General features: G+C 43.0%; 29 protein-coding genes. 13 read left to right on the plus strand and 16 right to left on the minus strand.

Annotation, left to right across the window (positions count from 1 at the left end; genetic code table 11):
* A complete protein-coding gene (locus B3D47_RS10170) occupies positions 1-1,011 on the minus strand; it encodes a lipase family alpha/beta hydrolase (RefSeq protein WP_286861863.1) in 1,011 nt (336 codons plus the stop codon).
* A gap of 396 nt (positions 1,012-1,407) precedes the next feature.
* On the minus strand, positions 1,408-2,439 hold the full coding sequence (locus B3D47_RS10175) for a lipase secretion chaperone (protein ID WP_286861864.1): 1,032 nt from the start codon (positions 2,437-2,439) through the stop codon (positions 1,408-1,410).
* A gap of 156 nt (positions 2,440-2,595) precedes the next feature.
* Between B3D47_RS10175 and truB the strand changes: the two genes are divergently transcribed.
* The 3 genes from truB (at position 2,596) to B3D47_RS10190 (ending at position 4,885) form a co-directional block, all read left to right on the plus strand.
* Positions 2,596-3,501, plus strand: a complete 906-nt coding sequence (gene truB / locus B3D47_RS10180) for a tRNA pseudouridine(55) synthase TruB (RefSeq protein WP_286830965.1) — start codon at positions 2,596-2,598, stop codon at positions 3,499-3,501.
* A 22-nt stretch (positions 3,502-3,523) separates the two neighbouring features.
* Positions 3,524-4,291, plus strand: coding sequence for a sulfite exporter TauE/SafE family protein (locus B3D47_RS10185; RefSeq protein ID WP_071319822.1), 768 nt, complete (start codon positions 3,524-3,526; stop codon positions 4,289-4,291).
* A gap of 126 nt (positions 4,292-4,417) precedes the next feature.
* Positions 4,418-4,885, plus strand: coding sequence for a hemerythrin domain-containing protein (locus B3D47_RS10190; protein WP_004809925.1), 468 nt, complete (start codon positions 4,418-4,420; stop codon positions 4,883-4,885).
* 65 nt (positions 4,886-4,950) lie between these two features.
* Here the strand turns inward: B3D47_RS10190 and B3D47_RS10195 are convergent, their stop codons facing one another.
* The 3 genes from B3D47_RS10195 to serA form a co-directional block, all read right to left on the minus strand.
* Entirely contained in the window at positions 4,951-5,829 is an 879-nt protein-coding gene (locus B3D47_RS10195) for an EamA family transporter (protein WP_286861866.1), read from the minus strand.
* 245 nt (positions 5,830-6,074) lie between these two features.
* The gene (locus B3D47_RS10200) at positions 6,075-6,950 is read right to left on the minus strand and encodes an EamA family transporter (protein ID WP_286861868.1); all 876 of its coding nucleotides are present in this window, start codon (positions 6,948-6,950) and stop codon (positions 6,075-6,077) included.
* Between the two features lie 123 nt (positions 6,951-7,073).
* Positions 7,074-8,306, minus strand: coding sequence for a phosphoglycerate dehydrogenase (serA, locus tag B3D47_RS10205; RefSeq protein WP_004809918.1), 1,233 nt, complete (start codon positions 8,304-8,306; stop codon positions 7,074-7,076).
* Between the two features lie 354 nt (positions 8,307-8,660).
* On the opposite strand from serA, the gene B3D47_RS10210 reads away from it, so the two are divergent.
* The 3 genes from B3D47_RS10210 to B3D47_RS10220 all read left to right on the plus strand — a co-directional run bounded on the left by B3D47_RS10210 (position 8,661) and on the right by B3D47_RS10220 (position 12,071).
* Positions 8,661-10,070 carry an FAD-binding oxidoreductase gene (locus tag B3D47_RS10210; protein ID WP_286861870.1) on the plus strand — a complete coding sequence of 470 codons (1,410 nt, stop codon included), beginning with the start codon at positions 8,661-8,663 and terminating at the stop codon, positions 10,068-10,070.
* A gap of 142 nt (positions 10,071-10,212) precedes the next feature.
* Complete coding sequence (locus B3D47_RS10215; protein ID WP_004809915.1) at positions 10,213-10,590, plus strand: hypothetical protein; 378 nt, start codon at positions 10,213-10,215, stop codon at positions 10,588-10,590.
* A 251-nt stretch (positions 10,591-10,841) separates the two neighbouring features.
* A complete protein-coding gene (locus B3D47_RS10220; protein ID WP_286861872.1) occupies positions 10,842-12,071 on the plus strand; it encodes an MFS transporter in 1,230 nt (409 codons plus the stop codon).
* A gap of 209 nt (positions 12,072-12,280) precedes the next feature.
* Here the strand turns inward: B3D47_RS10220 and B3D47_RS10225 are convergent, their stop codons facing one another.
* From B3D47_RS10225 to B3D47_RS10240, 4 genes are all read right to left on the minus strand, one after another.
* Positions 12,281-12,577, minus strand: coding sequence for a DUF3817 domain-containing protein (locus B3D47_RS10225; RefSeq protein ID WP_008303072.1), 297 nt, complete (start codon positions 12,575-12,577; stop codon positions 12,281-12,283).
* Positions 12,578-12,790: 213 nt separating this feature from the next.
* Positions 12,791-13,354: a superoxide dismutase family protein gene (gene sodC, locus B3D47_RS10230; RefSeq protein ID WP_004809907.1), complete on the minus strand. Its 564-nt coding sequence runs from the start codon at positions 13,352-13,354 to the stop codon at positions 12,791-12,793.
* A gap of 128 nt (positions 13,355-13,482) precedes the next feature.
* Positions 13,483-14,622 carry an AI-2E family transporter gene (locus B3D47_RS10235; RefSeq protein WP_004896196.1) on the minus strand — a complete coding sequence of 380 codons (1,140 nt, stop codon included), beginning with the start codon at positions 14,620-14,622 and terminating at the stop codon, positions 13,483-13,485.
* A gap of 116 nt (positions 14,623-14,738) precedes the next feature.
* Positions 14,739-15,383, minus strand: coding sequence for a ParA family protein (locus B3D47_RS10240; protein ID WP_004809903.1), 645 nt, complete (start codon positions 15,381-15,383; stop codon positions 14,739-14,741).
* Positions 15,384-15,506: 123 nt separating this feature from the next.
* Between B3D47_RS10240 and B3D47_RS10245 the strand changes: the two genes are divergently transcribed.
* The gene (locus B3D47_RS10245; protein ID WP_034592066.1) at positions 15,507-15,983 is read left to right on the plus strand and encodes a Holliday junction resolvase-like protein; all 477 of its coding nucleotides are present in this window, start codon (positions 15,507-15,509) and stop codon (positions 15,981-15,983) included.
* Positions 15,984-15,994: 11 nt separating this feature from the next.
* Entirely contained in the window at positions 15,995-16,573 is a 579-nt protein-coding gene (locus B3D47_RS10250) for a hypothetical protein (RefSeq protein ID WP_286861877.1), read from the plus strand.
* 2 nt (positions 16,574-16,575) lie between these two features.
* Here the strand turns inward: B3D47_RS10250 and B3D47_RS10255 are convergent, their stop codons facing one another.
* Positions 16,576-17,214, minus strand: coding sequence for a class I SAM-dependent methyltransferase (locus tag B3D47_RS10255; protein WP_286861879.1), 639 nt, complete (start codon positions 17,212-17,214; stop codon positions 16,576-16,578).
* Between the two features lie 195 nt (positions 17,215-17,409).
* On the opposite strand from B3D47_RS10255, the gene B3D47_RS10260 reads away from it, so the two are divergent.
* Positions 17,410-17,961: a hypothetical protein gene (locus tag B3D47_RS10260; protein ID WP_004809895.1), complete on the plus strand. Its 552-nt coding sequence runs from the start codon at positions 17,410-17,412 to the stop codon at positions 17,959-17,961.
* An 80-nt stretch (positions 17,962-18,041) separates the two neighbouring features.
* Here B3D47_RS10260 and B3D47_RS10265 read toward each other — a convergent pair whose 3' ends face one another.
* Positions 18,042-18,374, minus strand: a complete 333-nt coding sequence (locus B3D47_RS10265) for a HopJ type III effector protein (RefSeq protein ID WP_286861881.1) — start codon at positions 18,372-18,374, stop codon at positions 18,042-18,044.
* Between the two features lie 167 nt (positions 18,375-18,541).
* On the opposite strand from B3D47_RS10265, the gene crcB reads away from it, so the two are divergent.
* The gene (gene crcB, locus B3D47_RS10270; protein ID WP_286861883.1) at positions 18,542-18,922 is read left to right on the plus strand and encodes a fluoride efflux transporter CrcB; all 381 of its coding nucleotides are present in this window, start codon (positions 18,542-18,544) and stop codon (positions 18,920-18,922) included.
* A 62-nt stretch (positions 18,923-18,984) separates the two neighbouring features.
* Here the strand turns inward: crcB and B3D47_RS10275 are convergent, their stop codons facing one another.
* Together B3D47_RS10275 and B3D47_RS10280 are read right to left on the minus strand one after the other, a co-directional pair.
* The gene (locus B3D47_RS10275; protein WP_004809889.1) at positions 18,985-19,236 is read right to left on the minus strand and encodes a type B 50S ribosomal protein L31; all 252 of its coding nucleotides are present in this window, start codon (positions 19,234-19,236) and stop codon (positions 18,985-18,987) included.
* A 117-nt stretch (positions 19,237-19,353) separates the two neighbouring features.
* Positions 19,354-20,652, minus strand: coding sequence for an ABC1 kinase family protein (locus tag B3D47_RS10280; RefSeq protein WP_004809887.1), 1,299 nt, complete (start codon positions 20,650-20,652; stop codon positions 19,354-19,356).
* Positions 20,653-20,907: 255 nt separating this feature from the next.
* On the opposite strand from B3D47_RS10280, the gene B3D47_RS10285 reads away from it, so the two are divergent.
* Entirely contained in the window at positions 20,908-21,117 is a 210-nt protein-coding gene (locus B3D47_RS10285) for a DUF1737 domain-containing protein (protein WP_005223403.1), read from the plus strand.
* A 238-nt stretch (positions 21,118-21,355) separates the two neighbouring features.
* On the opposite strand, the gene B3D47_RS10290 is transcribed toward B3D47_RS10285, so the two are convergent.
* Positions 21,356-22,714, minus strand: coding sequence for an MATE family efflux transporter (locus B3D47_RS10290; protein WP_071319835.1), 1,359 nt, complete (start codon positions 22,712-22,714; stop codon positions 21,356-21,358).
* A 40-nt stretch (positions 22,715-22,754) separates the two neighbouring features.
* Complete coding sequence (locus B3D47_RS10295; protein ID WP_048881797.1) at positions 22,755-23,213, minus strand: DMT family transporter; 459 nt, start codon at positions 23,211-23,213, stop codon at positions 22,755-22,757.
* A gap of 124 nt (positions 23,214-23,337) precedes the next feature.
* Here B3D47_RS10295 and hemW point away from each other — a divergent pair, with 124 nt between their 5' ends.
* Together hemW and B3D47_RS10305 are read left to right on the plus strand one after the other, a co-directional pair.
* A complete protein-coding gene (gene hemW / locus B3D47_RS10300; protein WP_286861887.1) occupies positions 23,338-24,492 on the plus strand; it encodes a radical SAM family heme chaperone HemW in 1,155 nt (384 codons plus the stop codon).
* Positions 24,493-24,612: 120 nt separating this feature from the next.
* Positions 24,613-25,575 (plus strand): HNH endonuclease, encoded by a 963-nt coding sequence (locus B3D47_RS10305; protein ID WP_286861889.1) that lies wholly within the window; start codon positions 24,613-24,615, stop codon positions 25,573-25,575.
* A gap of 334 nt (positions 25,576-25,909) precedes the next feature.
* Here the strand turns inward: B3D47_RS10305 and B3D47_RS10310 are convergent, their stop codons facing one another.
* Positions 25,910-26,119 (minus strand): cold-shock protein, encoded by a 210-nt coding sequence (locus B3D47_RS10310; RefSeq protein WP_004786992.1) that lies wholly within the window; start codon positions 26,117-26,119, stop codon positions 25,910-25,912.
* Positions 26,120-26,454 lie beyond the last annotated feature (335 nt).

Here is a 26,454-nt window from a genome sequence, read left to right on the forward strand (position 1 = left end):
TTATAAGCCCTGTAATTTGAGCCGGTTGGCGTGCTGGCGATAGAGAGCAACCGGATCTGGTGCAAACATCCCTTTTAGACCAAACATCATATTGGCCAAGTCCGTATGATTGAGTTTGTACTGGTCATTAATGACCTTGCCCATAAATGCACTACAGCGTGACACCATGCCATCATTGTCTTTATTGCCATATGATAAAGGACCTAACTGCATCAGGATCGTATCAATATCCAGAGCATTGGTGGCTTGAGCTACGCCTGTCCAGGAATAGTAATGAATACCTTTGCTGTCTTTCTGTTTTAAATTTTTATTACAGTTTTCGTTCGAAGCCAGTACACCATCTTTCACCATTTGCTGTGCCACGGTGGCATTAAAGGTATTCGAACCGGTCTGGGTCAGAGATTTCATGGAGGCATCAAAATCAATTTCCAGTTCCGGCTTCAACTGACCGAGTGCAATCAAAGGTCCAACAATATAATCACCTAGAATGTTGAAGGCAGTACGGCTCAGGCTATTGTTCTGGATATCATCTGCGACTTTGGAACCGTGGTAGGTGCCTGCCACGCCGGTAATCGAAGCGATATACTGCGGTTGGGTCGCTGCAACATAGAGTACCGTCGGCCCACCATGGGAATGACCAATCAAGTTCAGTTTTTTCTTGCCGGTAATAGCCAGAACATCTTCAACCTGATGAATCAGTTGTTCACCGCGGTGCATCGTGGTATTTGCCGGAGACAATTGTGCAGCAAATATGGTCGAGCCATTACGAGCCATATCCGGCAGAATCTGATACCAGTAATCCAGTCCGATACTATCGGTACCAATGCGTGACCAGCCTAGCCAGCCATGTACCATCAAGATCGGATATTTGGTTTTGGCATAATCGGACTTGGTCTTTTCGATGACTTGTGTGGCACTTGCCGCTGCCTGGGTTTGTGCAGCAAAGCTTAAGCCCAAAGCCGCTGCTAAAGTCACAGTCAGTAACTGTGCTGTCTTGTTGAAAGTACGCATAACCGTCCCTTTTTAATTTTATCGTTATTCAAGCAATCATTGCTTTTCTAGAGTGATGTAGCCCACACCATCAGACCTTTTAAAATAAAATACAGTCTTAGCCTTGAGTGGCTGAGCCATTTTTCTTTGTAAGTAGCGGTATTTTTTCATTTTAGCTGTCTAAAACCATGTCATTTGGGGACATGTTTGACGGAAGGAAGTTTAATTTTAAGTGTATGTTTTATATACACATGTATTTAAATAAAAAGTCTTTGAAATATTTATAATTTGCTTAAGTAAATTTATGTAAAAGAAAATATTTTGAAACAATCATAGAAGTAGCTCCTTGAAGTTCAAGTACAAAATTGTCCAAATGGCAGTGATAAAAAAGCCATCAACAGGTGATGGCTTTCAGGCTTAATCTGCAAAGGGTAGCTTACCTCCCTGATCATGTACCTGTTCAAAAGTTTCTACACGTAGACGTTCTTCCGGTTTTTTGAAATGCTGCGCACGTAGCTCTTGAACTGCTTTTTGCTTGGCACTGTCATTCAGGCCGCTTTGCATGATGCTATCACGCTCATTTAAATAACTGGTCACACTGGACTTCCAGCTCGTGCGTTTACTATCCAGATTTTCCAGACGTTGTGTGGCTTCAGGGCCCACCAGATTTAAACGCATCTGGCGGATTTCTGCAGACGAGCCACCACGCGCTTTAATATCTGCGGTCAGTTTGCGTAGATCTTCCAGCTTATTGAGCTGCTCCAGATTTTCCTGCCAATCTTCTGGAAGCTGCTGAAATAGTTCTTTCAGTTTCTGTGCTTTTTCAGCTTCACTTAAGTTCTTATCTGCCAGAACTGCCATACGGTCCAGTGTATATTCATGATAAGTATCTTCAGTGCCAAACAGCCCTTCAACTTCATAATTAGAGAAAAATCGTTTACGCAGATTCTGGGTGCTGGTATAGATACTGCGGTAATAGGCAGGATCTTCCTGATTCAGACCGGCAGGTGGGGTTATTTCACCAAGACTCTGACGATACTGCATATAGCGATCCCACAGATCCAGAATCTGGGACAGGGCGGGTTCTTTGTGGTTCTGAGAAATATAGGTCTTAAAGTCCTGCTGAATCTGTTCAATAGTTTTTTCACCGTACTGGGTAATGAAATATTCAAAACAGTTGCGGGTCTGTTCATTCACGATCAGGCGATTACTGTTATCCAGCTGCATCTGACAGTTGATTTCGGTATCCTGCTGGCTGGCGCTGGCAAAAAAAGTATTGTTCTGGGCACTGACATTCAGGGCGTTTGCTTCCGTATTTAGTATGGCTGGCTGAGCGCTACCTGGTTCATTCGAAGTCTGCTTTTCATCCTGAGGGGAAAGCCACAGTAACAGCGTGACCAGACACAGGATCACTAAAGCAATAATGATCCATATTTTATATTTCTGCATGTCCTATGCACCTTTATCTTGTTTTTCTTCAATTATTGTCAAGAAATGAATCGGCTCAATATGCCATAAATACAGATTGAATAGCATAGAAAAGTTGTAAAACATTGACCAGGGTTTTACCATTGCGCCAACTTAAAAATTGTCTGATTTTTTGCCATGAAATCTTCATCTCCTAAAATTCAGCGTCGTCATATCAGCGGTGTGTTCCTGTTAAATAAGCCTCTAGGCATCAGCTCAAATGCTGCACTGCAAAAAGTACGCTGGCTATATCGTGCGCAAAAAGCCGGACACACAGGTGCGCTGGATCCACTGGCATCTGGTTTACTGCCAGTCTGTCTGGGAGAGGCGACCAAGTTTTCGCATTATCTGCTGGATTCAACCAAGCGTTATCAAACGACTATTTTTCTAGGTCATAGCACGACTACCGGTGATGTCGAAGGGGAAATCCTGCTTGAACAAGCTGTTCCTGAACTGAATGAACAGCTAATCAAGGATACGATTGCCCAATTTGTTGGTGAAATCCAGCAAGTACCACCGATGTATTCAGCACTGAAAAAAGAAGGTCGTCCACTGTATGAGCTGGCGCGTAAAGGTATTGAAATTGAGCGTGAAGCGCGTCCAATTACCATTTATGCCATCGAACTTTTATCTTTTACTGAAAATAGCATCACGCTGGACGTGACCTGTTCTAAAGGCACATATATCCGTGTACTGGGTGAAGATATTGCCAAGGCATTGGGTACTTATGGTCATCTGACTTATTTGCATCGTACGCAAACGGGTCATTTTGACATCATTCCAAGTTATACCATTGAATATCTGGAAAGCCTGAGCGAAGAAGAGCGTGAAGCTTTATTGCTACCGGCTTATGCGCCCGTGCAGCATTTTCCGCAGGTTCAAGCGCCAGAAGGCCGTGCTGAATATTTTAGCCGTGGTATGGAAAGTAATATTGACCATCCGGCAGAGCCACAAGTGCTGGTATTTGAGGGTGAGAAATGTCTGGGCCTGGCAGAAATTACTGATCGTAAGCGTCTGGTGCCGAAGCGTGTGTTAAATCTCTAGTAAATATTAAGAGAAAGTTGATATGGACATCGAGATCATCATCAGTCTGATTGGCTTTGCCTTTATGGCAGGGGCAATTGATGCCGCCGTCGGTGGTGGTGGTCTAATCCAGATTCCAGCGATTATGAGCAGCCTACCGTATCTGCAGCCAGCGACCGTGTTCGGTACCAATAAGCTGGCTTCCATTTTCGGCACAGCCTCCGCGGCACTTTCCTATTTGCGACAGGTGAAATTGCCGTGGGCTTTGCTCGGCGTGGTTGCCTTGTGTAGCTATATCAGTTCTTTTGCTGGCGCGGCCAGCGTCACGCTAATTCCGGTCGATATTCTCAAGCCTTTTGTGCTGGTCATGCTGATCGTGATCGCGGTCTATACTTTCATGAAAAAACAGTTCGGCCGGGTACATGTCGAGCAAAAATTGACACGGAAAATGCTGATGTTCGCTGCCATTGGTAGCTTGATGATCGGGTTTTATGACGGAATTTTTGGTCCGGGCACGGGCAGTTTCTTTATATTTTTCTTTATCCGTTATCTGAGCGTGGATTTTTTACATGCGTCAGCACTTTCGAAAATTGCCAATTTCACTACGAATCTGGCTGCACTGAGTTTCTTTATTCCAACAGGTCATGTGCTGTTTATGGTCGGTGCCATGATGGCGGTGGCGAATATTGCAGGCTCGATTGTTGGGGTGAAACTGGCCTTTAAATATGGCAGTGGTTTTATCCGGATTCTGTTTCTCATATTGGTCAGTTTGCTGATCTGCCGGATGGCTTATCAGATGTTTTTGATTTAAAAATAGATGTAAACCATTCTCGATATTAAAGTTTTTTATACAATTTCTACTTATAAAACCTCCTGAACCCTTGCCATTTCCTCTTTATGATGCAAAAAGGCATGACAAAAACAGGAGAAAAATTACATGACCACCATTTTTGAAGCACTCAGGGAAAGTCATGAAATTCAGCGTGATCTCGCTGAAAAACTATTACAAACTTCCGGGGATACGGCAGAACGCCGTGAGTTGTTCAAGCAGCTTAAAAACGAACTCTTTGCCCATGAAACTGCAGAAGACCGCTATTTCTATATTCCATTGATGATGACTGATTCGGGATTGAATATTACCCGTCATGCCTTAGCAGAACATCATGAAATGGATGAGATGATTGAAGAGCTGACTGCAACCGAATTTAGTAATCCGGGCTGGATTGCGATTGCCAAAAGACTTTCAGAAAAGGTTCATCATCACTTAAAAGAAGAAGAACATGGCTTCTTTCAGCAGGCAGGTAAAATTCTTGGAGAAGAGCAAAAGACCGCTTTAGCTGTGCAGTACAAGAATGAATATCAGCGTTATAAAGACATGAAAAAAGACATGCTGGTACAAAGTTAAGTTTTAAATTCAAAAACTGTATTGCAAAAAAAGATGGCTGTTCAGCCATCTTTTTTAAGAGATATTTAAGCTGTTTTTGCCTTTCTGGCCTGAAGTGCAGCACGCAATGTGACCCCGACGGAAGCCAGCATAATACAGGCCAAAGCAATCCATTGTAATACGCCGATACGTTCACCAAGCAGGATAAAACCGGTTAAGGCTGCCAGCGCAGGAGAAAGGCTGGACAGGGTGCCATAGCTCATCTTGTTCAGCTGTTTAAGTGCTTTCAGATCCAGTGCATAGGGAATTGCTGTTGCCAGAATTGCAATGGTAATGGCTTTGCCCCAATGCTGGGTATCGAGGACTGCTGCAGCATTGTGATATAGTCCGAATGGAAGTAAACATAGCGCAGAAATACTGATGGCAATGGTCAGGGCATGCATACCCATATTCTGCTGTACCACACGCTGACCAAAGAAAATATAGAAGGCCCAGCATAGACCAGCACCTAATGCACAGGCAGCACCCAGCAGGTCAAACTGATGATTGGCAGCTTGTCCCCATGGCACCATCAATGCGATTCCTAAAATTGCCAGAATTACCCAGATATAATCACTGCGATTTTTAATCGATAACAGTGCCAGCCCTAGCGGTCCTACAAATTCCAGGCCGACTGCAATCCCTTGAGGCAGTCTGCCCAGTGACATATAAAACAGGATATTCATCAGGCCCAGTGCTGCACTGTAGCAGAGTAAATCTTTCCATTTGAGACAGGGGAGTCGCGAGATAATTTTCCAGGAACGGAACATCACACAGACAATAATGGCGGCAAAACATAGACGCAAAATGGTTACTGTCAGCGGGTCCAGTACAGTAAATAATTGCTTCGCGAAGGATGCACTGATCTGGTATGAAGTCATGGATAAAACCATGTACAACACAGCAAGGAGTTGGGCGTTTGGCATGGGAGTTTGATATGCCAGGCAGGCACAGGATTCAGGTCAGGGAGAAAGGCAGATTATAGCAAACTGGTTAATTTTTGATGAGTAGGCGGAAAGAATATTTTGTGAACCGTTGCCTTAAATTTAAAGCAAATGAATTTAAATTTTTAAGCTCCATAAATGACCAGAAAATTTTAAATTCAAAGTATAAAAATCACTGCGCAAAACTTTGAATTTAAAAATTCCTACAGTAGAAAATGATCAATGATTTAAATATTTTTATTTTTGCGCTTTTGCATGGTCACCGTACAGCCAATTGAAGCGCTAATGATAGTGCCTAGTGCCAGCCATTGGGTCCACAATAAAGTTTCACCTAAAAAGATAAAACCGGAAAATGCTGCAATTGCAGGTTCCAGACTCATCAAGGTTCCAAAACTCAAAGCGGTTAAATTTCTAAGTGCAATCATTTCCAGGGTAAAGGGCAGTGCACTGGCCAATATTGCCAGAGCTAAAAAGTACATCAGGCTGATTGGTTCAAAAGTATGAGCTGGCATTCCTGCAAAGAGTGCAATTGGCATCAGTACCAGCATACCGACAAACATGCCTAAGCACACGGTATGGTTGCCGGAAACCCCGGAAGGCTTCTGTCCCGCGACGATATACAGTGCCCAGCAGGCACCTGCACTCAAGGCAAATAGAATACCAATCGGATCAAGTGGCTGTGCGGCCTGATCAAAGGGAAACAGCAGCACCAGTCCCAGAATTGCCAGCCCGACCCAGATAAAATCAAATTTCTGCCGGGCATGAAATAGCGCCACACTGAGTGGCCCAATAAATTCAAAAGAAACTGCAATACCGAGTGGCAGGCGATCAATCGCCAGATAGAACAGCATATTCATGCCAGCCAGAGCTAAGCCATAACTGATAATCGCTGACCATTTCACCTGACGGAAATTGATTTGCCAGATCTTAAAAATCAACGCCAACACGGCTGCACCTAAGAATAGGCGCATTGCGGAAACCGTCAGAATTGGAAACTGGCCAAACAGATATTTGGCAAAGGAGCCACTGCTTTGCATGCTGATCATGGCGATCAGCAAAATCAGTGGCGCTTGCACCATCGGTGCAATTTTAAAATCTGGCATGACTAAATTTGGCTTCGAAGTAATCGAATACTGCGCACAGGAGCGGACTGTACTCAGGGAAAATAAATCCCTAAAAAATAAAAAAACCGCAGACCGAAGCCTACGGTTTTTTCAGTAGTTGAATTAGAACAATACGCGTACGCGAATCGTGCCTTCAACTTCGTGTAGCGTATCAAGTGCTTCTTTAGATGCAGTCGCATCTACATCCATTACGAGGTAACCTACATCACCTTTGGTCATTAAAGACTGACCAGAGATGTTGATGCCGTGTTCAGCAAACAGATTGTTAATCTTAGACAGAACACCCGGGATGTTTTTGTGGATGTGAAGCAGACGGTGTTTGCCTTCAGTCAATGGAAGCGCAATTTCTGGGAAGTTCACCGCAGAAAGTGTCATACCTTTGTCAGAATAAGCCACGAATTTTTCGGCAACTTCCAGACCAATATTCGCCTGAGCTTCCATAGTAGAACCGCCCACGTGTGGAGTCAGAATCACGTTTGGAATGTTACGCAGTGGAGAAACGAATTCTTCACCGTTCGCTTTCGGCTCTTTCGGGAATACGTCAACCGCGGCACCTGCAAGGTGACCTGATTTCAGTGCATCCGCCAAGTCTTCGATCACAACACAGGTACCACGTGCCGCGTTAATGAAGATAGAACCTTCTTTCATTTGCGCGAACTGGTCTTTGGTCATGAAGTTACGTGTAGATGGAACATCTGGCACGTGTAGAGATACCACGTCAGCATTTGCCAAAAGTTCACCTAATGAACCGACCTGACGTGCATTACCTAAAGGCAATTTAGTCACTGTATCGAAGTAGATGACTTTCATACCCATGCTTTCAGCAAGCACAGAAAGTTGTGAGCCGATTGAACCGTAACCTACGATACCTAAAGTCTTACCACGTGTTTCGAATGAACCTACAGCAGATTTGTTCCAGCCGCCTGCATGTGTATCTGTAGATTTTTCAGGTACACGGCGAAGAAGAAGAATTGCTTCAGCAAGTACAAGTTCAGCAACCGAACGAGTATTTGAATATGGTGCGTTGAATACCGGAATACCACGACGCATTGCTGCATCCAGATTTACCTGGTTGGTACCGATACAGAAACATCCTACCGCGATCAGTTTGTTCGCAGCTTCAAACACTTCTTCAGTGAGCTGAGTACGGGAACGGATACCAATGAAGTGCGCATCTTTGATCGCTTCTTTCAGTGCTTCACCCTCAAGCGCCGTTTTGCGATAGTCGATGTTGGTATATCCAGCTGCATTCAATGTGTCGATTGCGTTCTGGTGAACGCCTTCTAGCAATAGAAAACGGATTTTATCTTTAGGTAGAGATAGATGTTGGCTCATTACGGCTCCGCTACAAAGGCCAAATTTAGTCGCGGTATAATAGCATAGGAAAGTACCTGATTTACATTTCCTTCGTGACGTGAATATCAGGTATTTTTGCAAGTGATATTGGTGAAAATGATGATTCTGGTTGAATTAAACTATCATTTTCAAAGGTATATTAGCTAAATTGTCATTTTTTCAGGGAATCGCCTAAAAATAGCTTATAATATTGCGCCATGCTTTTAAAGCAGCCCGTTTTGATGCTTTAATGGTCATGTATCGTCTGAATTTCATACAGGCCTTGATGCCTGAAAAATATGCAAATGAACAGACGACCTCTCTCTTGTTTACTTCATGCTAGGTCTGCAAACGATGAATGCTCCAGTCGCTTTAACCCCTGAGTTATTGACCCAATTGACTGCAATTGTGGGTGAAAACCGTATTAAAACCGATACGGACAGCCTCCAGAATTGGGGTCGCGATCATACTAAGCACTTTGATCCAAACCCGTCAGTCATCGTTTTCCCATCAACCACTGAGCAGGTTCAAGACATCGTAAAATTGGCGAACCAATTTAATGTTGCAGTGACACCATCAGGTGGTCGTACTGGTCTTTCTGCAGGTGCAGTGGCTGCCAATGACGAGATCGTAGTCAGCATGGACAAGATGAACCAGATTCTGGAATTCTTCCCGGCAGACCGTATGGTACGCGTGCAGGCAGGTGTCGTGACTGAACAGTTGCAAAACTATGCTGAAGAACAGGGGATGTACTACCCGGTAGATTTTGCGTCTGCGGGTTCATCGCAAATTGGCGGTAACATCGGGACCAATGCTGGCGGCATTAAAGTGATCAAATATGGCATGACCCGTAACTGGGTACTTGGCCTGACTGTCGTGACAGGTAAAGGGGATATCCTGCGCTTGAACAAAGGCATGATCAAGAACGCGACCGGTTATGCGCTACAACACTTATTCATCGGTGGTGAAGGTACGCTGGGTCTAGTGACTGAAGCAGAAATTAAATTAGAACGTCAACCACAAGACCTGCAAGTGATGGTACTGGGCGTGCCTGACTTTGATGCAATCATGCCGTTATTGCATGCCTTCCAGGCGAAAATTGATTTAACAGCGTTCGAGTTCTTTGGTGAACTGGCAATGCAAAAAGTCCTAGCCAATGGACATGTACAGCGTCCATTTGAAACTGAATGCCCATTCTATGTATTGCTTGAGTTTGAAGCGCCATTTGAGCCAATTATGGACAAGGCGATGGAAATCTTTGAACACTGTATGGAACAGGGTTGGGTGCTGGACGGTGTGATGAGCCAGAGCCTAGATCAGGTGGAAAGCTTGTGGCGTTTACGTGAAGACATCTCTGAGTCAATCGCGCCGTTTATTCCATACAAAAATGACATTTCAGTTCTGATCACGCACGTTCCTGCATTTATTAAAGAAATTGATGCGATTGTTTCTGAGAACTATCCTGACTTTGAGATCTGCTGGTTTGGTCATATCGGTGACGGTAACTTACACCTAAACATCTTAAAACCTGCTGATTTGTCTAAAGATGAATTCTTTGCCAAATGTCAGGTCGTAAACAAGTACGTATTTGATACCGTGAAAAAATATGACGGTTCAATTTCTGCGGAACATGGTGTAGGTATGACCAAAAAGCCATATCTTGAATATTCACGTTCAGCTGAAGAAATCGAATATATGAAAGCCCTGAAAAAAGTATTCGATCCGAAAGGTATCATGAACCCGGGTAAATTATTCGATCTTTAATCTGGTCAAATTTACAAAAGCGCATCGAAAGGTGCGCTTTTTTTATTGTTGTGTAATCGCACTTACATTGTCTCAATAGTCGGCAAAAAGAAAGCCCGGCATCATAGTTTTTGATAATAAAGACAACAATGGAAACAAGACCATGCTACGAATAATTTTATTGGCAACTTTGACTTTGGGTGTGGCTGTAACAGGTGGTTGTGCAACGACGCAGGATACAATTTTTAAATTACAGTCACCAGATACCCCACTAGAGCAGGTTTTAAAATTGCGCCCTGAACTGCGTGAGAACATTGCAACAGTGGAACTACGTCAATTCTTTAATAATGTAGAGTCACCTACTGCAGGTCAGGTGAAAGTGACAGAAACCGGGCTGAAAGATGATTCGGTAAAAGCCATTCAAACCATTTATCACTTTAAGCTGGATGGTCGTCAGTGGGAGCTGGTCAATACCCAGAAAGCTTATCAATGCTTGCGGGGAAGTGATAAGAAAAAATTCCAGCAAGAGCCGTGTCCATAATATTATTTGCTCTTTAAACAGGTTTTAGTTAAAAGCGTATTTTAAGGATGCGCTTTTTTTCTTTTTTTAAAGAATGGCTTAATTTATTTTAAATTTATAAATACGCAACTTATAGAAGTTATTAAATAGTTATATTTAGATAGACTTAACCCAAAAAGCTTTAAACAATAAACTCTGATACACTTCGCTAAATTTTTCCAAATTCAGCTCTTTTAAAATTCTAAAAAGAGTAAATGAGCCTCAACTCTTCCATGCAAAATATTCAAACGACAAAACTCACCCGTGCCACTATCATGTTCCCATTGGCGCTGGTACTGTTTGAGTTCTCTGTCTATATCGGCAATGACCTGGTACAGCCAGCTATGCTCGCCATTACCAAAGAATTTGGTGTGAGTAGTACCTGGGCGCCGTCGTCCATGTCTTTTTATTTATTGGGTGGGGCATTTATTGCGGCTGTGCTTGGGCCCTTATCAGATCGACTCGGTCGTAAAACCGTATTACTCGGTGGTGTCGCTTTCTTTATTCTGACTTGTCTGGCAATTCTGTTTGCTCCAAATATTGAAAGCTTTATTGCACTGCGCTTTTTACAAGGCTTCGGCCTGTCCGTGATTGGTGCAGTAGGCTATGCCGCAATTCAGGAAACCTTTGAAGAACGTGATGCCATTAAAGTCATGGCACTCATGGCAAATGTGTCTTTGCTCGCACCATTGTTGGGGCCTGTGCTCGGTGCCTTTATGATTGAGCATGTATCCTGGCATTGGGGCTTTATCGGCATAGCCTTCTTGGCTTTTTTGAGCTGGTTTGGTCTTAAAGCGAAAATGCCTGACCCTCAAATCAGTCGGGCTAAACAGCCGCTGAGTTATATCTGGGATGACTTCAAAGAAGTACTGAAGAATAAGCGCTTTGTGACATTAGCCATGTCATTGCCTACCATTTGCATGCCGTTAATGCTGTGGATTGCATTATCCCCAGTCATGCTGGTCGAGCATTTGGGCCTGACCAGTATGCAGTATGGTTTGGCCCAGATTCCAGTTTTGGGCGGCCTGATTGCAGGTAATCTGGTCTTGCTGAAAATCATCGACAAAATGCCATTAGGTCATACCGTCATGCGTGCCGTCCCGCTGATGTTTATTGGGACATTGGTCATCGTCATGGGGCTGTTTATTCCAGACTATTTTGTACACTGCTTGATTCTTGGCATGACTCTAATCAGTTTCGGTGAAGGCTTGAGTTTTTCGGTTATTTACCGTTTTGCTTTGATGTCTTCTGAAGTGTCTAAGGGCACCGTAGCGGCTGCATTATCTGTACTGATGATGCTGAGCTTCTTCGTTGTGATTGAGCTGGTTCGGGTGATTTATGAAGCCTATGCTATTTGGGGTTATAGTATTTCTTGTGCTGTGCTGATTACACTGTGGTTTGGCATTCCAAGAGCATGTTTAAAAACACTGATGGCAGAAAGAAAGGAAAGAGGGGAGTTTTAAGCTCCTCCTTTTTAAATTTTCATATAAATGAAGGTATTTACTTTATATCCCTTTGATAAAATGTATTGAATGTTCTCTCTCCCTCTGCGAGAGAGTTAGAGAGAGGGTAATATTAATAAAATAACCTCACCCTTGCGCTGCAGTGCTGCTCATCTCCTAAAAGGAGTGGGAATGTCCATTACCATTTGATAATGATTGCAATCCCAAAATTAAGCTTTAGCTGGCTGTTCTAGCTTCTTCAATTTCATATCAAAGATAAATGGCCCAAATGGCAGAATTGAAGCGATCAGGCCCATAATAAACATACTGAGTGACCATTTCTGTTTTTCACATACCGCAAACAGTACTACCAGAAAAAGAATAAATAACACGCCATGCCCCATGCCGATATATTTCACCAAAACAGGATTGTCCATCATGTACTTCACTGGCATAGCAATAAATAACAACAGCAGGAAAGAAATACCTTCAATCAGACCAACAAGGCGTAGGGTTTTGATGTTCATAAGCAAGTCAGAATATTTGGAAACTCTACGAGTGTAGTCGATATAAAGAGCAGAATAAATAGGCTTTATAATTATAAGTAATTGTATTTAAAATAAATAATTCAGAGTTGTATAGTTGGTTTTAGCTATATTTTTATATTGGTAAAATGATCTGTATGATTTATAAGATATAAAAAAGCACCTCCGGGAAGGTGCTTTGCTGTAGTCAATGAATTAGATCACGCCACAGGCAATACGGTCACCGCCACCGCCAAGTGGTTTAGGTGAATCAGAGTAGTTATCACCACCGGCATGAACCATGATGGCACGGCCTTGAACATCAGCCAGCTTTAAGCGTGGTGCAACCACAGTCACTTTCGCAGTACCATCAGCAGCTACTTTCAGCGCTGGCAAGTCACCGAGGTGACCACTCATTGGCGTACCGTGATTCGGTGCCTGATTGGTATTCAGGTGACCGCCCGCAGCAATTGCAGCGCCGACTTTACCGTCTTTTTCAGCAGGAGCACATGAACCATTTTCATGGATATGGAAACCACGTTCACCCGCAGGTAAGTTGCTTAAATTGGTACGAATCACCAGACCCGCTGGACTATCAGCCAGGTAAACCATACCAATCGACTGACCCACACCTTGTGGAGATACAGCATTTACCGTAACCGCTTTCATATTGTCGATACTTGGTTGAGTCGAAGAGGTTGCACAACCAGTGAACAGGGCCGCACTGATGATACCCAGCGCAGATAACTTGAACATTGATGACTTAAACAATGCAGACATGATATGGCATCCCATACTTATTTTGATTTTGTGTCCTCATTGAAACAGAGAATTTATGACAATTCTATATGGATTAAGCACTTAAATGTTTTAGCTTTGTAATGCGATATAAGCGCTGCCAACACCACTTAAAGTGACGATGTTGGTGGATCTTTCTTTTCTTCTTCCAGATCATAGGCCAGCGTGGCTTTCGGCATCATCAGCGGTTCATTCTGGCCATTTTCATGCAGCCATTCACGCCAGATCGCCAGTAATACAGCTAGAATCACTGGACCGATAAATACCCCAATCAGACCGAAGCTGGCAATACCACCAAGTACACCAAACATGATCAGCAGGAATGGAATCTGGGTTGCGCCGGAAATGACCAATGGACGAATCACGTTATCGGCCGTGCTGACGATACAGACGCCCCATGCCATCACGCCAATCGCTTCGATGGTTTGACCTTGTGAAAATAGCCAGAGGGATACTGCACCATATGCCATAGGTGGGCCAAATGGAATCAGGGCAAAAATAAAGGTAATAATGGTCAGAACCATCGGGTTTGGCACACCTGCGACAAAGTAACTCACACCCGCAAGGAGGGCCTGTGCAATTGCAGTCAGTCCGACACCATAGACCACGGCACGCGTGGTATCAGAAATGGTATCCAGATAATGATGCACACGTGGGCCAATCACTTTTTCTAAGGCTTTGCTGACCTGTTTCAGAATGATTTCGCCATCACGGTAGAAAAAGAACAAAGACAGCATCGCAAAACCTAACTTAATCAGGTTTTTGCTGATTTCATTAAATACCACTTTACCGTAGTTCAGGTGCCCCTGAATCCAGATGGAAATATTCTGAACAATGCTGTTCGGGTCGTTATTGATATCACGTAAGGTACGGGAAATTTCCTTACCTACGAGGGGCAGATTACGAATAAAGTCTGGAACATTGAGATGACCAGAAAAGACCTGTTTCTGTAATTCGTAATACAGGCTACGACCTTCATGTTGCAGCAGGAAGATGGCAAATGTCAGTGGAATACCGACCACCAGCGTCACCATAATCATCATGATAATCGCACTCAGGTTCGGTCTTGAACCGACAGAGCGTTTGATAGATTGATACAGAGGCCAAGTCATATAGGCAATAATGGCTGCCCAAACTACAGGTACAATAAAGTATTTGAGTACATTAAAACTCAAATAAAGCAGGATAAAAAATAATCCAAACAATAAAACTTTTTGTAATGTAGGCGCGTATTGTTGCACTGAATTCAATGACTCATTCCTTAGGTCTGTCAGGCATATTAACTGAAAAAAAGCCGGGCGCAAATGTACACTGACAAAGTTATACGGATTCTTTTATCAAAAAAAAGATATCGTACGCTGCGAGTTTAGAACCATTGGGCTGGATCATCGATAATGGCATTTAATACAGGTTGCCATTGTGCCTGCATTTCCCGGTACATTTTTTGTGGTTTATCGAAAATCGACAGACCTTCCATTGCCAGACGTCCATACGGTGCACGTTCAGAAATCCATGCCACTGGCTGCTGTTCAATCCGGTCAAAGAACTGCTGAATTTCCTGATTCGATGCTGCATTCGGCCTGTTACGATTTGCCAGAAGCAGGATCTGCACTTTACCTTTACGAATCCGCTTGATCTCCTGAAGATGTTTCAGAAAACGACGAGTCGAATCGATATCAAAAAATGAAGGCTGTAAGGGAATAATAATGGCATGTGCTTCACTGACCAGTTGTTCCGCATGCTCACCATTTAAAGCGCCTGGCGCATCAATGATCAGGTATTCGATTTTCTTGGGCGCATCACCAATAGATTTGGTACTACGCCAGTCCAGACTCTGAATCGGTGCAGCATTTTCAGGGCGATGTTTTAGCCATTGCAGTGCAGATTTCTGATTATCGGCATCAGCCAGCGCAACCTTGTAACCTTTTTGGGCCAGTGCTGATGCTAGGCTGATGGCAGTCATTGTCTTGCCACAACCACCTTTCTGATTTGCAACTAAAATTGTTTTCATGAGTCGGGGTGATTTATTTATGTACATTGCTAGCATATCATTCTTTTTTGATCGGCAGATGGCGGAAAACCTCGACTTCAGTCGAATCTAACCATAACTTAAGTGAAAATTAAGGAAGATTGAATGTCCATATGGATGGCAATGTTAATAGGAGCGTGTATCGGGATTGTGCTGACCACACTCATTCTGGGGCAAAGCCGTAATGGCCGCATCAAGGCAGAATATGAACACTACATTGCCGAGCTGGAACTAGAACATCAGCAGGCCCTGACCGCGGCCCAGAAGCGTAGTGTGAATACCAGCCGTGCTGTACTCAAGGGGAAAATGGCCGAACAGTTGGCACCGATTATGCCTGAATTTCAATACTTACCCAGTGATGCAAAGTTCTTGGGTGATCCCGTAGATTATGTGGTTTTCGATGGTTATACCGACTTCCGTGATGGTGATGGTCTGGCTGAAGATATTGAAGTGGTGCTGATCGATATCAAGAGTGGTGGCGCACGGCTGAGCAAAGGGCAACAGGCAATTGCCCGGGCAATTCAGGAAGGACGGGTACGCTTTGAAACCATCCGTATCGATTTTGAAGAATTCGAGGATTAGGAAAAGATCATATGGATAAATTACTGATCACCGCAGCACTATTCGCATTTGGGATCTGGGTCTGGTCAGAGTATTTTCGCGCCATCCCTCATCTGGAAGAAAGCGGCGTCCTTAAGAATTTTAAGGTAGAAGCGGTGCAGCCTGTTTCAGCAACGTATACAGTGCTGGATAAATCGTTCATCAAACCAAACCGTCGGGTTTTGCATCAGGCCAGTCCCTTTGTGGGCAGTTTTAATGATCTGGCCTATGTCAGCAATATTGATGTCTTGCTGGCGACTCAGCCTTTGCCCACTATGCAGGCCAGACTGCAGCTCGATCAGCCAAAACGCTGCTTCCAGATTGAAGGTGCGGTCACTACAGCGGAGCAAGAAGCCATTAAAACCCATGTACAGCATTTTAGCCTGATTGCCGCCAATGAAAATATTGCCAATCAGATTCGCCGTCTGAAATCAGGAGAGCAGGTTCATCTTCAGGGTGACATTGTCACTGTACAGTCGGGTACTACAGGTCAGGCTTTTCAGGCAGGGATCGGGTCGAAACATCGCGCCCAATGTCAGTTGCTTAAAGTGCATGCTATTCAGGTGAATTGATTTTATTTAATGCCTGAAACAGGTTTGCGTGCCCGAGCCAGCAACATACGCTGTCCAATACTTGGAATACCAGCGGCATCGACATATTTTACTTTATCCAGTTCAAAACCAGCTTCAAGTAAAGCAGTTTCAATATCCCGATCAAGATGGCAGCCATCCGCGACTTTCTTCTGAATCGGGGTCAATAAATGCTGTAAACGCTGCACGTTCAGATTCTGCCGATTCAGTACATGTTCTACTACATGCAAAGTTCCACCTGGCATCAGTACCCGGTAAATCTCCTTCAGGCTTTGATGCAGATCAGGAATGCTACAGAGAGTCCAGGTCGAAACCACATTTTCCAGCTGATCACGATCAAAAGGTAATGCTTCAGCACTGGCAAGAATGTGCTCAACCACAAAAGGAGCTGCCTGAATCCGCTCTTGGCCTAATTTAAAAATTTCGGGATTAGGTTCTAAAGCATAGACGGTATGGACGCCTTGATAGAAGGGTAGATTCAGTCCGGTACCGAAACCGATTTCCAGAACTTCACCAGAAACCCCAAGTAGCAGTTCACGGCGCAGATCCATGAGTGATGCGGTTTGCATGACTTGATTTAACAGGTGCGGGAAAATGTGTTTTTGATAAAGTTTATACAGCATGATTTTAGGTTCAATTTATTGCTGGATTGCGCTTAGCTTAACCGAAAATTCCGCGGTAAATATAATTTTTAGTACGACTCATTCATAGCACATTGTTACCAATTTCAACTATTTCCTTCATAAGTTCGCGCTAAGATATTTGGTAAACAGATGAACTGAGATGGTTGGGATAAAAGCAAGATGAGGTTGAAAAGCATGAAGCATATTGCCCTGTGTCTGGGTCTGATGCTACCGGTGCTGTCACAGGCATCCGTAGAACATAATATTGCCAAAGGCTTGCCACCCGTGGCAAAAGGCCAGTCAATTTCGGTATTGCAGCCGTTTAAAGGTGATTTCCGGATCTTGGGTTCAAAAATTTATAATAATGATCCGCAGGCCAAGTTTTCTCCAATTGATTATGCAGTAAGTTGGGGACTATTTGCTGAACCAGAAATTGCCCGGCATATCACGGTAAACCAGTATGACCGCTATCTGAACTGGAAAATGGATCGTATTCCAGTGCCTAAAGCACAGGCCATGCAGATGGTATCCAATATGCATATCATTCCTGCCAATCCGCAGATTGCTAAAGCCATTAAACAGGTCAAACGTGGTGATCTGGTCCGCTTGAAAGGCGAGCTGGTTGAAGTGCGAGATAAAGATCTGGTGTGGACCTCATCATTGACTCCGACTGATACAGGTGATGGTGCATGTGAAGTATTTCGTGTCAATTCAATTCAGTGGATTGAGAAGGTACAACGTAGCTAGTGATAAAAGTTCATTCATGGCAATTTATAGGAAAAGAAAACCGCTCAAAGGAGCGGTTTTTTTATAGCTTGATTGAGCATTTATTTAGCAGCTAGCGCTTCGCCTTCAAACTGAATACCCTCCCAGCCATTGAGCATGAACTGACGGATATTCTGGTGGTCGGTCGCTTCAGGCGTTGCCAGTACTGCGGCATAGTGTTCAGCAAACAGACTTAAGGTTTGCGCCTGATCCAGACCATTCAATTTAGCAAAAGAGAATACTTTTGCACTACCCTGGTTTTCAGTAGCTGCATTGGCTTGTTGCCCATTTTTAAAAGCTGTTGGTGTGTGCTGATAGCGTGCATCAATGAATGCAATTACATCAGCAAATTTTGCTTCGCCAGCAGCCAATTGAGCCAGTAATTCCTGAGCCATGGGGTTTCCCTCTAGAACTTAAATAAATATGAATGGTGTCGAATATACCAATTTTTTGGCAAAGATCCATGTTCATTGTGCAATTTTAGGTGCATGATGTTATTCATTATTCTCGCCCAATATAAGGGCTGATGACGTATTCAGGATTGAAGGAGAACGGAGAGGACATGAACTGGCTTTTGGTGGCAATGGGCGGCGCAATCGGGGCGACACTGCGTTATGCAACAGGCATGCTGATTTTCAAGCCGCAGATGTTATTTCCCTGGCCGACCTGGTGGATCAATATTATCGGTTGTTTGTGTGCGGGGATCTTCTTTGCTTTTAGCCAGAAATACAGCTTTCTACAGAATGAAGCACGGCTGTTATTTATGGTGGGGATCTTGGGTGGTTTTACTACTTTTTCCAGTTTTGGTCTGGAAACTTTTCAGCTGCTTAAACAGGGGGCGCTAACAATTGCTGTCAGTTATGTCGTATCCAGTGTGATTGTCGGCGTACTGCTGCTGGGAATTGGTTTCTATCTGACTCAGCTGGCTTTAGCGCAGGTATAAAAAAGTCAGGAAACTAGGGAGATTTCCTGACAATAGAGGATTTAGAAATGAGACATTAAGGTTTAGCTGCGTTTAAAGCGTGCAAAACGTTTATTGAAGCTTGCTACGCGGCCTTCATTACTGGTTTGACGCTGTTCACCGGTATAGAAGGGATGAGACGCACTTGAAATGTCGAGAGTGACATAAGGGTAAGTTTTGCCTTCGTATTCACGGGTCTGGCTGGAATTCATGGTACTGCCAATAACGAAATAAACATCGGCATTGGTGTCATGAAATAGTACTTCACGATACTCTGGATGGATATCTGGACGCATATTTTTACCTTGCTTGAACAACAATGATTAGATTTAATGTTATGTTATAATATAACAATATTGTTTTCAATATAAGCCCGGTAACGATGTGTATCCTGGTGTAACTCTTGTTAAAGCTTAGGCACGTTTCGGCACCAGCTCCTCAAATACATCACTGAGATCATCTTTAACTTTCAAATGAATCAGGTTCCAGTATTGTCCTGAAATGGTCCGGTTTACCATCAACGTATCTGGAGAAGGTTTAAATACGTCCCAATATTTCAAGGATGGCTTGATCAGCTCTACACCGTCATGGTGCGCCGAGTTTTCCTCAAAATCATAATAGCCATTTAGTGGGCGTAACAGTACTTCCAGCCATTGTTCATACAGTTCCTGAGGGAATTTTCCAAGTTCTGTAAGTGACTTAAGCGAGTCTAGCTGTTGCTCGATCATCGGAATATTCTGTTCCCGAGCTGCATGTACTAACTCTCTAAAATGACCAATCACTTCAGTAGATAAAGTTTTTACACCACCGAAATCGTAAATGATGACCGTGCCATCTTCACGGAAGGCGAAGTTACCCGGATGCGGGTCACAGTGGAAACGACGCAGATAGAAAATTTCCTGGCCAATGGCACGGAACAGGCGACGGCCCAGATCATTACGGATTTCTACCGGCCAGGTACTGGCAGTTTCAATACTTTCACCATGTTCCAGACTTAAAGTCAGAATATGCCGTGACGAATAATCCGGATAGACTTGTGGAATCACAATTTTGCTATCCAGTGTTTCGTGGAAAGCACGAGCAACCTCTAAATTTTGTGCTTCGATTTCATAGTTCAGCTCATCGTCCAGACTGTGCTGAATTTCCTTAAACAGCTGATCTTGCAGTTTACGGTCAATTTTCAATACACCCATCAGACGTAACGCCAGACGGACCTGTTTTAGGTCGCTTTCACAAGCTTCCTCCACACCCGGATATTGCACTTTCACCACGACTTGCTGACCATTCGGCAAGGTGGCTTTATGCACCTGACCAATCGAGGCAGCTGCAAAAGGTTTAGGTTCAAAATCCTGGAAGATCTGTTCTAGCGGTTTGCCAAGCTCTTTTTCAACCTGTGCTTTAATCACATTAAACGGCATGGCTGGTGCCTGACGTTGCAGTTTAGAAATTGCACGTGCGACTTCAGGCGGAAAAATATCTTTATATTGAGAAGCGATCTGACCGACTTTCATCACTGCGCCTTTCATTTCCCCAAGAGTATCGGCAATCTGTACACCAATATCCTGAAAAAGTTTGCTGCGCGCTGCATTTTTCTGCTCTTCGTCGGCAGTTAAATTTTTAATAGAATTTGATAATGTTTTGCTGGCGATACTTGCTGTCATACCGGCAAGTTTCATAAAGCGACGACCGGGTGTGCTAGCCGTTTTTGCCATGCGGAATTCCTCAAAATCATCTTTTTAATGCTGTCTTTGATCATAGGCGACAAAGGCGTAAATGCCTATAACTAATTGTAGAGGTTGTGTTGCTAGCCCAATCTCATACTTCACAATTTCTTCAATAATCTTCCAAAAACTGTGCCAATACCGCTTTGATTCATTATTTAGAGTGATTGGGTTAACCATTAATTCTGAGTTTTTATGCATTGATGAGATTAGAATAGTCAGCATGATTTAAGCTAAGATTATTCCATGAAAGTTTATCGTTATTTTACCGGTAAGGATGATGTGCATTTTTGTGCCCGTGTCACCAAGGCATTAAATGAAGGCTATGAACTGTATGGTTCACCAACCATGACTTTTAATGGGACAGAAGTGATTGTAGGCCAGGTCGTCATTAAAGAAGTAGCAGATGAGTCTGAGATTCCACAGGGTTTAAAAGCAGCTTTAGAAACAAACTAGAGTTTTGAATGATCATGCCCTCAATGTTTCATTCGCATTTTTATCTCATTGTGTAGGTAGTTTTTACTTTCACAGCGGCAAAAGTAATAAAACCCCTTTATTAATCTGATGCTCTATCCTGAGCACGCTTTAAGCACTGCTTTAAAGCATGGCACAAGACCACTGATCAACGGCGACATCCATGTCGCTTGCGAGCTAATTGAATATAGGATTGAGAATTCATCCTTTTTAATTCTTTTTAAGCCTGCTGAATTAAACGTTTATTGTTGCCATAAAGGCGCATCAGCAGTAGTACACAGGCCACACTCAGACCGACAATCAGCCCTACCCAGACACCTGCCGCACTCATATCCGTAAATCTGGACAGATAGACACCGACCGGGAAGGCAATCACCCAATAAGCAATCATGGTGATCCACATCGGGCCTTTGGTATCTTGCATACCACGTAAGCAACCTGCCGCACTGATCTGCCAGGCATCCATCAGCTGATAGGCAATAGCAAATAGCACCAGATACACTGCGATCTGGGAGACCTGCATTTCCGAGGTATACAGCGCCACAATCTCATGCTTAAAGAACCACAGCAGCAGCATGGTCAATACGGCAAGTACAGTAGCAGTGGCTAAACCCAGCCATTGCACCTGACGCATCGCGACCCAGTTTTTCTCGCCATAATAGGTTCCAACACGGATCGTCAAAGCAATTGCTAAAGACATCGGAATCATAAATAGCTGCGATGTAATGGAGATCGCAATTTGATGTGCTGCGACAATAGTTTCACCCAGCGGACTCAGGACAATCGCTGCCGTACTGAAAATGCTCACTTCAAAGAAAATTGCCAGACCAATCGGTAAGCCTAGCTTGAGAATACGCTTGAGCCAGTAAGTATTAATTTTTTCCCAGTGAGTGAAGGGTTGGGTTGCCTGATAAGACTTATTTTTTAGAATATAAATCGCGAGCGTAATCAGCATCAGCCATTGCAGAATCGCTGTAGCAAAACCACAACCAGCGCTGCCCAATGCAGGAATTGGACCGAAACCATACATGAAAATAAAGTTGAGTGGTATTAATGCCAGCAGGGCCAATAGACTGATTACAGTGACTGGGCGTGGATAACCGATTGCCTCGGAATAGCCACGCAGTGCTGCATACATAGTCACGGCTGGCATACCAAAACCAATGGCATGCAGGAACAGGCCAGCCTTAGGCTGCAAGCTTTCAGGTACACCAAGTAAGGGGAGGGTCAGAGGCAAAATCTGCAAAACTAGCCCTGCGATTACACCGAGTACTAAAGCCACCCAAAGGGATTGACGGGCAATCGTTGAGATTTTCTCGGGAGTACGAGCACCGTAAGCTTCAGCCACTAAAGGAGTGGTAGCAATCATGATGCCACTAAATAATAACATCACCGGAATCCATAACCCAACCCCGACCGCAATGGCTGCCAGATCAGTTGCAGACAGATGCCCCGCCATAATGGTATCAATCAGACCAAGACCAGCTTGGGAAAACTGGGTGATCAAAATGGGCAACATGAGGGTGAACAGTCGTTTTAATTCAAAGCTTAGGGTTGTGGCTGACGAAACATTCGACACAAAAAATACTCATCTTTCATCATGTGCTTAGATATAAGGTTTAGCGTTGTAAAGTGAGAAGCACACCAATAAAAATCACCACGCCACCCAGAAGACGTTGCCAGTTGAGTTGTATTTTTTCACTGTCGAACCAGCCAAAATGATCAATGATCATGGAAGAGACCAACTGTCCAAAAATCACCAAAGCAGACAAAGTCAGTAGCCCAAGCTTAGGTGCACTATAGATGCTCATGCTAATCGCATAGACACCGATGACACCGCCCAGCCATAAATACCAGGGCAATTGCGTAAATGTACTGAGGCTCGGTTTATCCACCTGTTGAAAAAATACCAACACAGCAAGCAATATTGTACCAATCAGAAAGGAGAAAAGGGCAGCTTGTAAGGGAGAATATAAATATTCCCGTAGCTGGGTATTGATACCAGTCTGAAAACTTAAGGCAATACCAATTGCCATTGCCAAAGGGATAAACAGCAGGATCTCGGAAGATATTTTCATTCTCAGGGTCTTGTTTTTGTTAAGTTAAACTGAGTCTACTGTAAAGCGGGTGAGAATTCATAAGCAGGGTACTTTTGTCATGCTAAAATACAACAAAATTCATCTGATGTTCTGAGCACTGTCCTTGACTGATTTAAATCCTGTCGCTATTCCCTTGTCCCTGTATATTCATATGCCATGGTGTGTACGTAAATGTCCATATTGTGATTTTAATTCGCATGCGGTACCAGATGGCAAGCTGTCTCTGGATCTTGAGCAGGAATATTTGCATGCCTTGGTTGAGGACTTTAAGACCCAGCTTGATTTTGCACACGGACGTCAGATTCATAGTGTATTTATTGGTGGGGGTACACCATCTCTCATTTCTGCTCAAGGTTATCAGTGGTTATTTAGTCAATTAAAAGCACTGCTTCCTTTTGAAGAAGGCTGTGAAATCACCTTGGAAGCCAATCCAGGCACAGTAGAGCATGATCCATTTGCTGGTTACCTGGCAGCGGGTATTAACCGCCTTTCGATCGGTGTACAAAGCTTTAATACTGAGCATTTGAAAAAGCTGGGGCGTATTCATAACAATGAAGATGCGATCTCTGCGATTGCCCATGCGAAAGAGGCAGGTTTTGAGCGTATCAATGTTGATCTGATGCATGGATTACCAGAACAGACTTTAGAACAGGCTTTAAATGACTTGAAATTAGCTGTAGAAAATGGAGCAACTCATATTTCCTGGTATCAACTTACCATTGAACCCAATACGGTATTTTTCCGTACGCAGCCTATTTTACCTGTGGATGAGGTCTTGGAAGATATTCAGGAACAGGGTGAGGCTTATTTAAAAGCTCAGGGCTTTATCAATTATGAAGTCTCGGCTTGGCGTAAAGAGTTACCGTCAGCACATAACCTGAATTACTGGCAGTTTGGCGATTATTTGTCGATTGGGGCAGGGGCGCATGGAAAAGTCACCCAAGCTGATGGGATCTATCGTTTCCAGAAAACCCGTTTGCCAAAAGACTATTTAGCGAAGGTGCCAGCAGAGCATTTACAGTTTAAACGGATTGAAGCTGAAGATATGCCGTTTGAATTTATGATGAATGCCTTGCGTTTAAATAACGGTGTAGCAGCGAAGTTGTATGCAGAGCGTACTGGCCTTAGTCTGGATGGTCTGAATGCATTATTAACTTCACTGCGTCAACGTAAACTCATGGTTGAGGATCCAGAACGTCTGGCTTGTACCGAGCAGGGGCATGTATTTTTAAACTCAGTACTGGAAGAGTTTTTATAAGCCGGTGGATTTCTATTCAATAAAGTTTAATTCCATCTACCTCTATTAATTTCTCAATAATTTTGTGATTATTCAAATATTAAGTCATTTGAATAACATAACAATATTGCGAGGGGGCGGGTGAGTTCTTTATTAGATTTCCGTAAAGTAGAATTAAGTGATGCGCGCTTTTTTATTTTGGATAGTAAAAGTGATCATCTGGTGTATGGTGACTTGGATTTTGAGGAATATCATTGGGACAAGGCAAAATTTAATAAAGTGCGTCCAGGTGATTTCTTTCTCTACCCTCGACCACAAAAAGCTTCAGAAATAAAAAACCAATTCTATATTTACGGTGCTGGCCGCATTGGTCAGATGATTGAAGTTCCGAATGCATCTGGGCCCGATAAAGTTCGTCAAAAGCCAGTCTATGCCACTATTGAACAAGGCATTGCCTTTGAAAATCCCATCCTGCAATCCGATTTGGAAAATTTTCAGTGGAGCTTTAAGACCCGTGGCTCAACTTGGGAATATTTTTTCCAGCAATATGGTATGAATGAAATCCATGCTGATGATTTTTGGCGATTGCTGAATATTGGGGTGCAAGGTAATACTTATGAATTCAATGCATCCCAAACTCGTGTAGAGCAAGAAGTTGCTCATTATTTTGTTGAAGATAAGCGTGCCAATGTCAAAATACGAGGCGTTGAACAAAGAGAATTTGCTTTAAAAGTAAAGCTCAATTATCAATATCAATGTGCAATTTCAGGGGTCAAAACCAAAGATTTTCTAGTAGCTTCACATATCATTCCTTGGTCAGAAAATTATGCGCAACGAATTAACCCACGGAATGGAATTTGTCTATCTTCTCTGTTAGATAAAGCTTTTGATACTGGTTTTATGACTATTGATGAAAAGTTTAAAGTTTGTATTGCGAATAAAGCACTACACGACCAGTCTTTATATATTTATTTAAAACAATATGAGGGGCAGAGATTACAGGTGCCAAAGAGCTATCAGCCCGATCAAAACTTTTTAGCTTGGCATCGGCAGCATGTATTTTTAGATAATCAAAGTACCGATATCAGCTTTAAGTTAGAGTAAGCAATAAATTAACCTTCGATATCATTTTGATTTTTTGAAAAATAAAAAAGCCCGATGGATTACCTAGGCTTTTTCTTCTATTTCGACTATGCATTCAAGTCATTCGTATTAACGAAGCTTAGGCGATATTTTATAATATGAGCTGTTGCGATGATTATGACTTAGTGTAATTTTTTACATGACTGTAATCAGATGGAGAAATTGGACAGAGCATTTTGAATAAAAATATAAGGTTTATAAAAAATATAACTTTAATGGGCTGATCTAAAATAAATATTTATTTATGGCACAAAAAAAGCACTCTAATGAGTGCTCTTTTTCATCTTAGCAACGATTAGATTGCAGTGATGTTAGTCGCTGTAGGGCCTTTTTGACCTTGAGCAACGCTGAAAGAAACCTTTTGGCCTTCAGCTAAAGTTTTGAAACCTGAACCTTGGATTTCGCTGAAGTGAGCGAAAACGTCTGGACCGTTGTCTTGTTGAATGAAGCCAAAACCTTTAGTTTCGTTGAACCACTTTACTGTACCAGTAACTGTATTAGACATAATATAACCTATTGAGTTTTATTGATTTATAGTCAATCTATGGGATGACTAAGATGTAACTTGGAAAAATAGACTGGATGGAGCTTTTGATCTATAAAAACGGAGGTTTATGACTAAAACTGCGATACTTAAAGAAGACTAACCAAAACAAGAATTTTTCTAGTTGCAACCATCATACCCTGAATTCAGAGATATTCAAGCTGTATATCACTATTATTTTTTATGCAGTTGATATCACTCAAAATAAAATTGTAGAAAAATTATACAGAATTAAAAATCAAGGACTTAATATGCTTTAACAAAAAGAGCGCCGTGGCGCTCTTTTTGTTATTTGA

The sequence above is a fragment of the Acinetobacter sp. UBA3461 genome (assembly GCF_002381195.1).
In the GTDB taxonomy this organism is placed as follows: domain Bacteria; phylum Pseudomonadota; class Gammaproteobacteria; order Pseudomonadales; family Moraxellaceae; genus Acinetobacter; species Acinetobacter schindleri.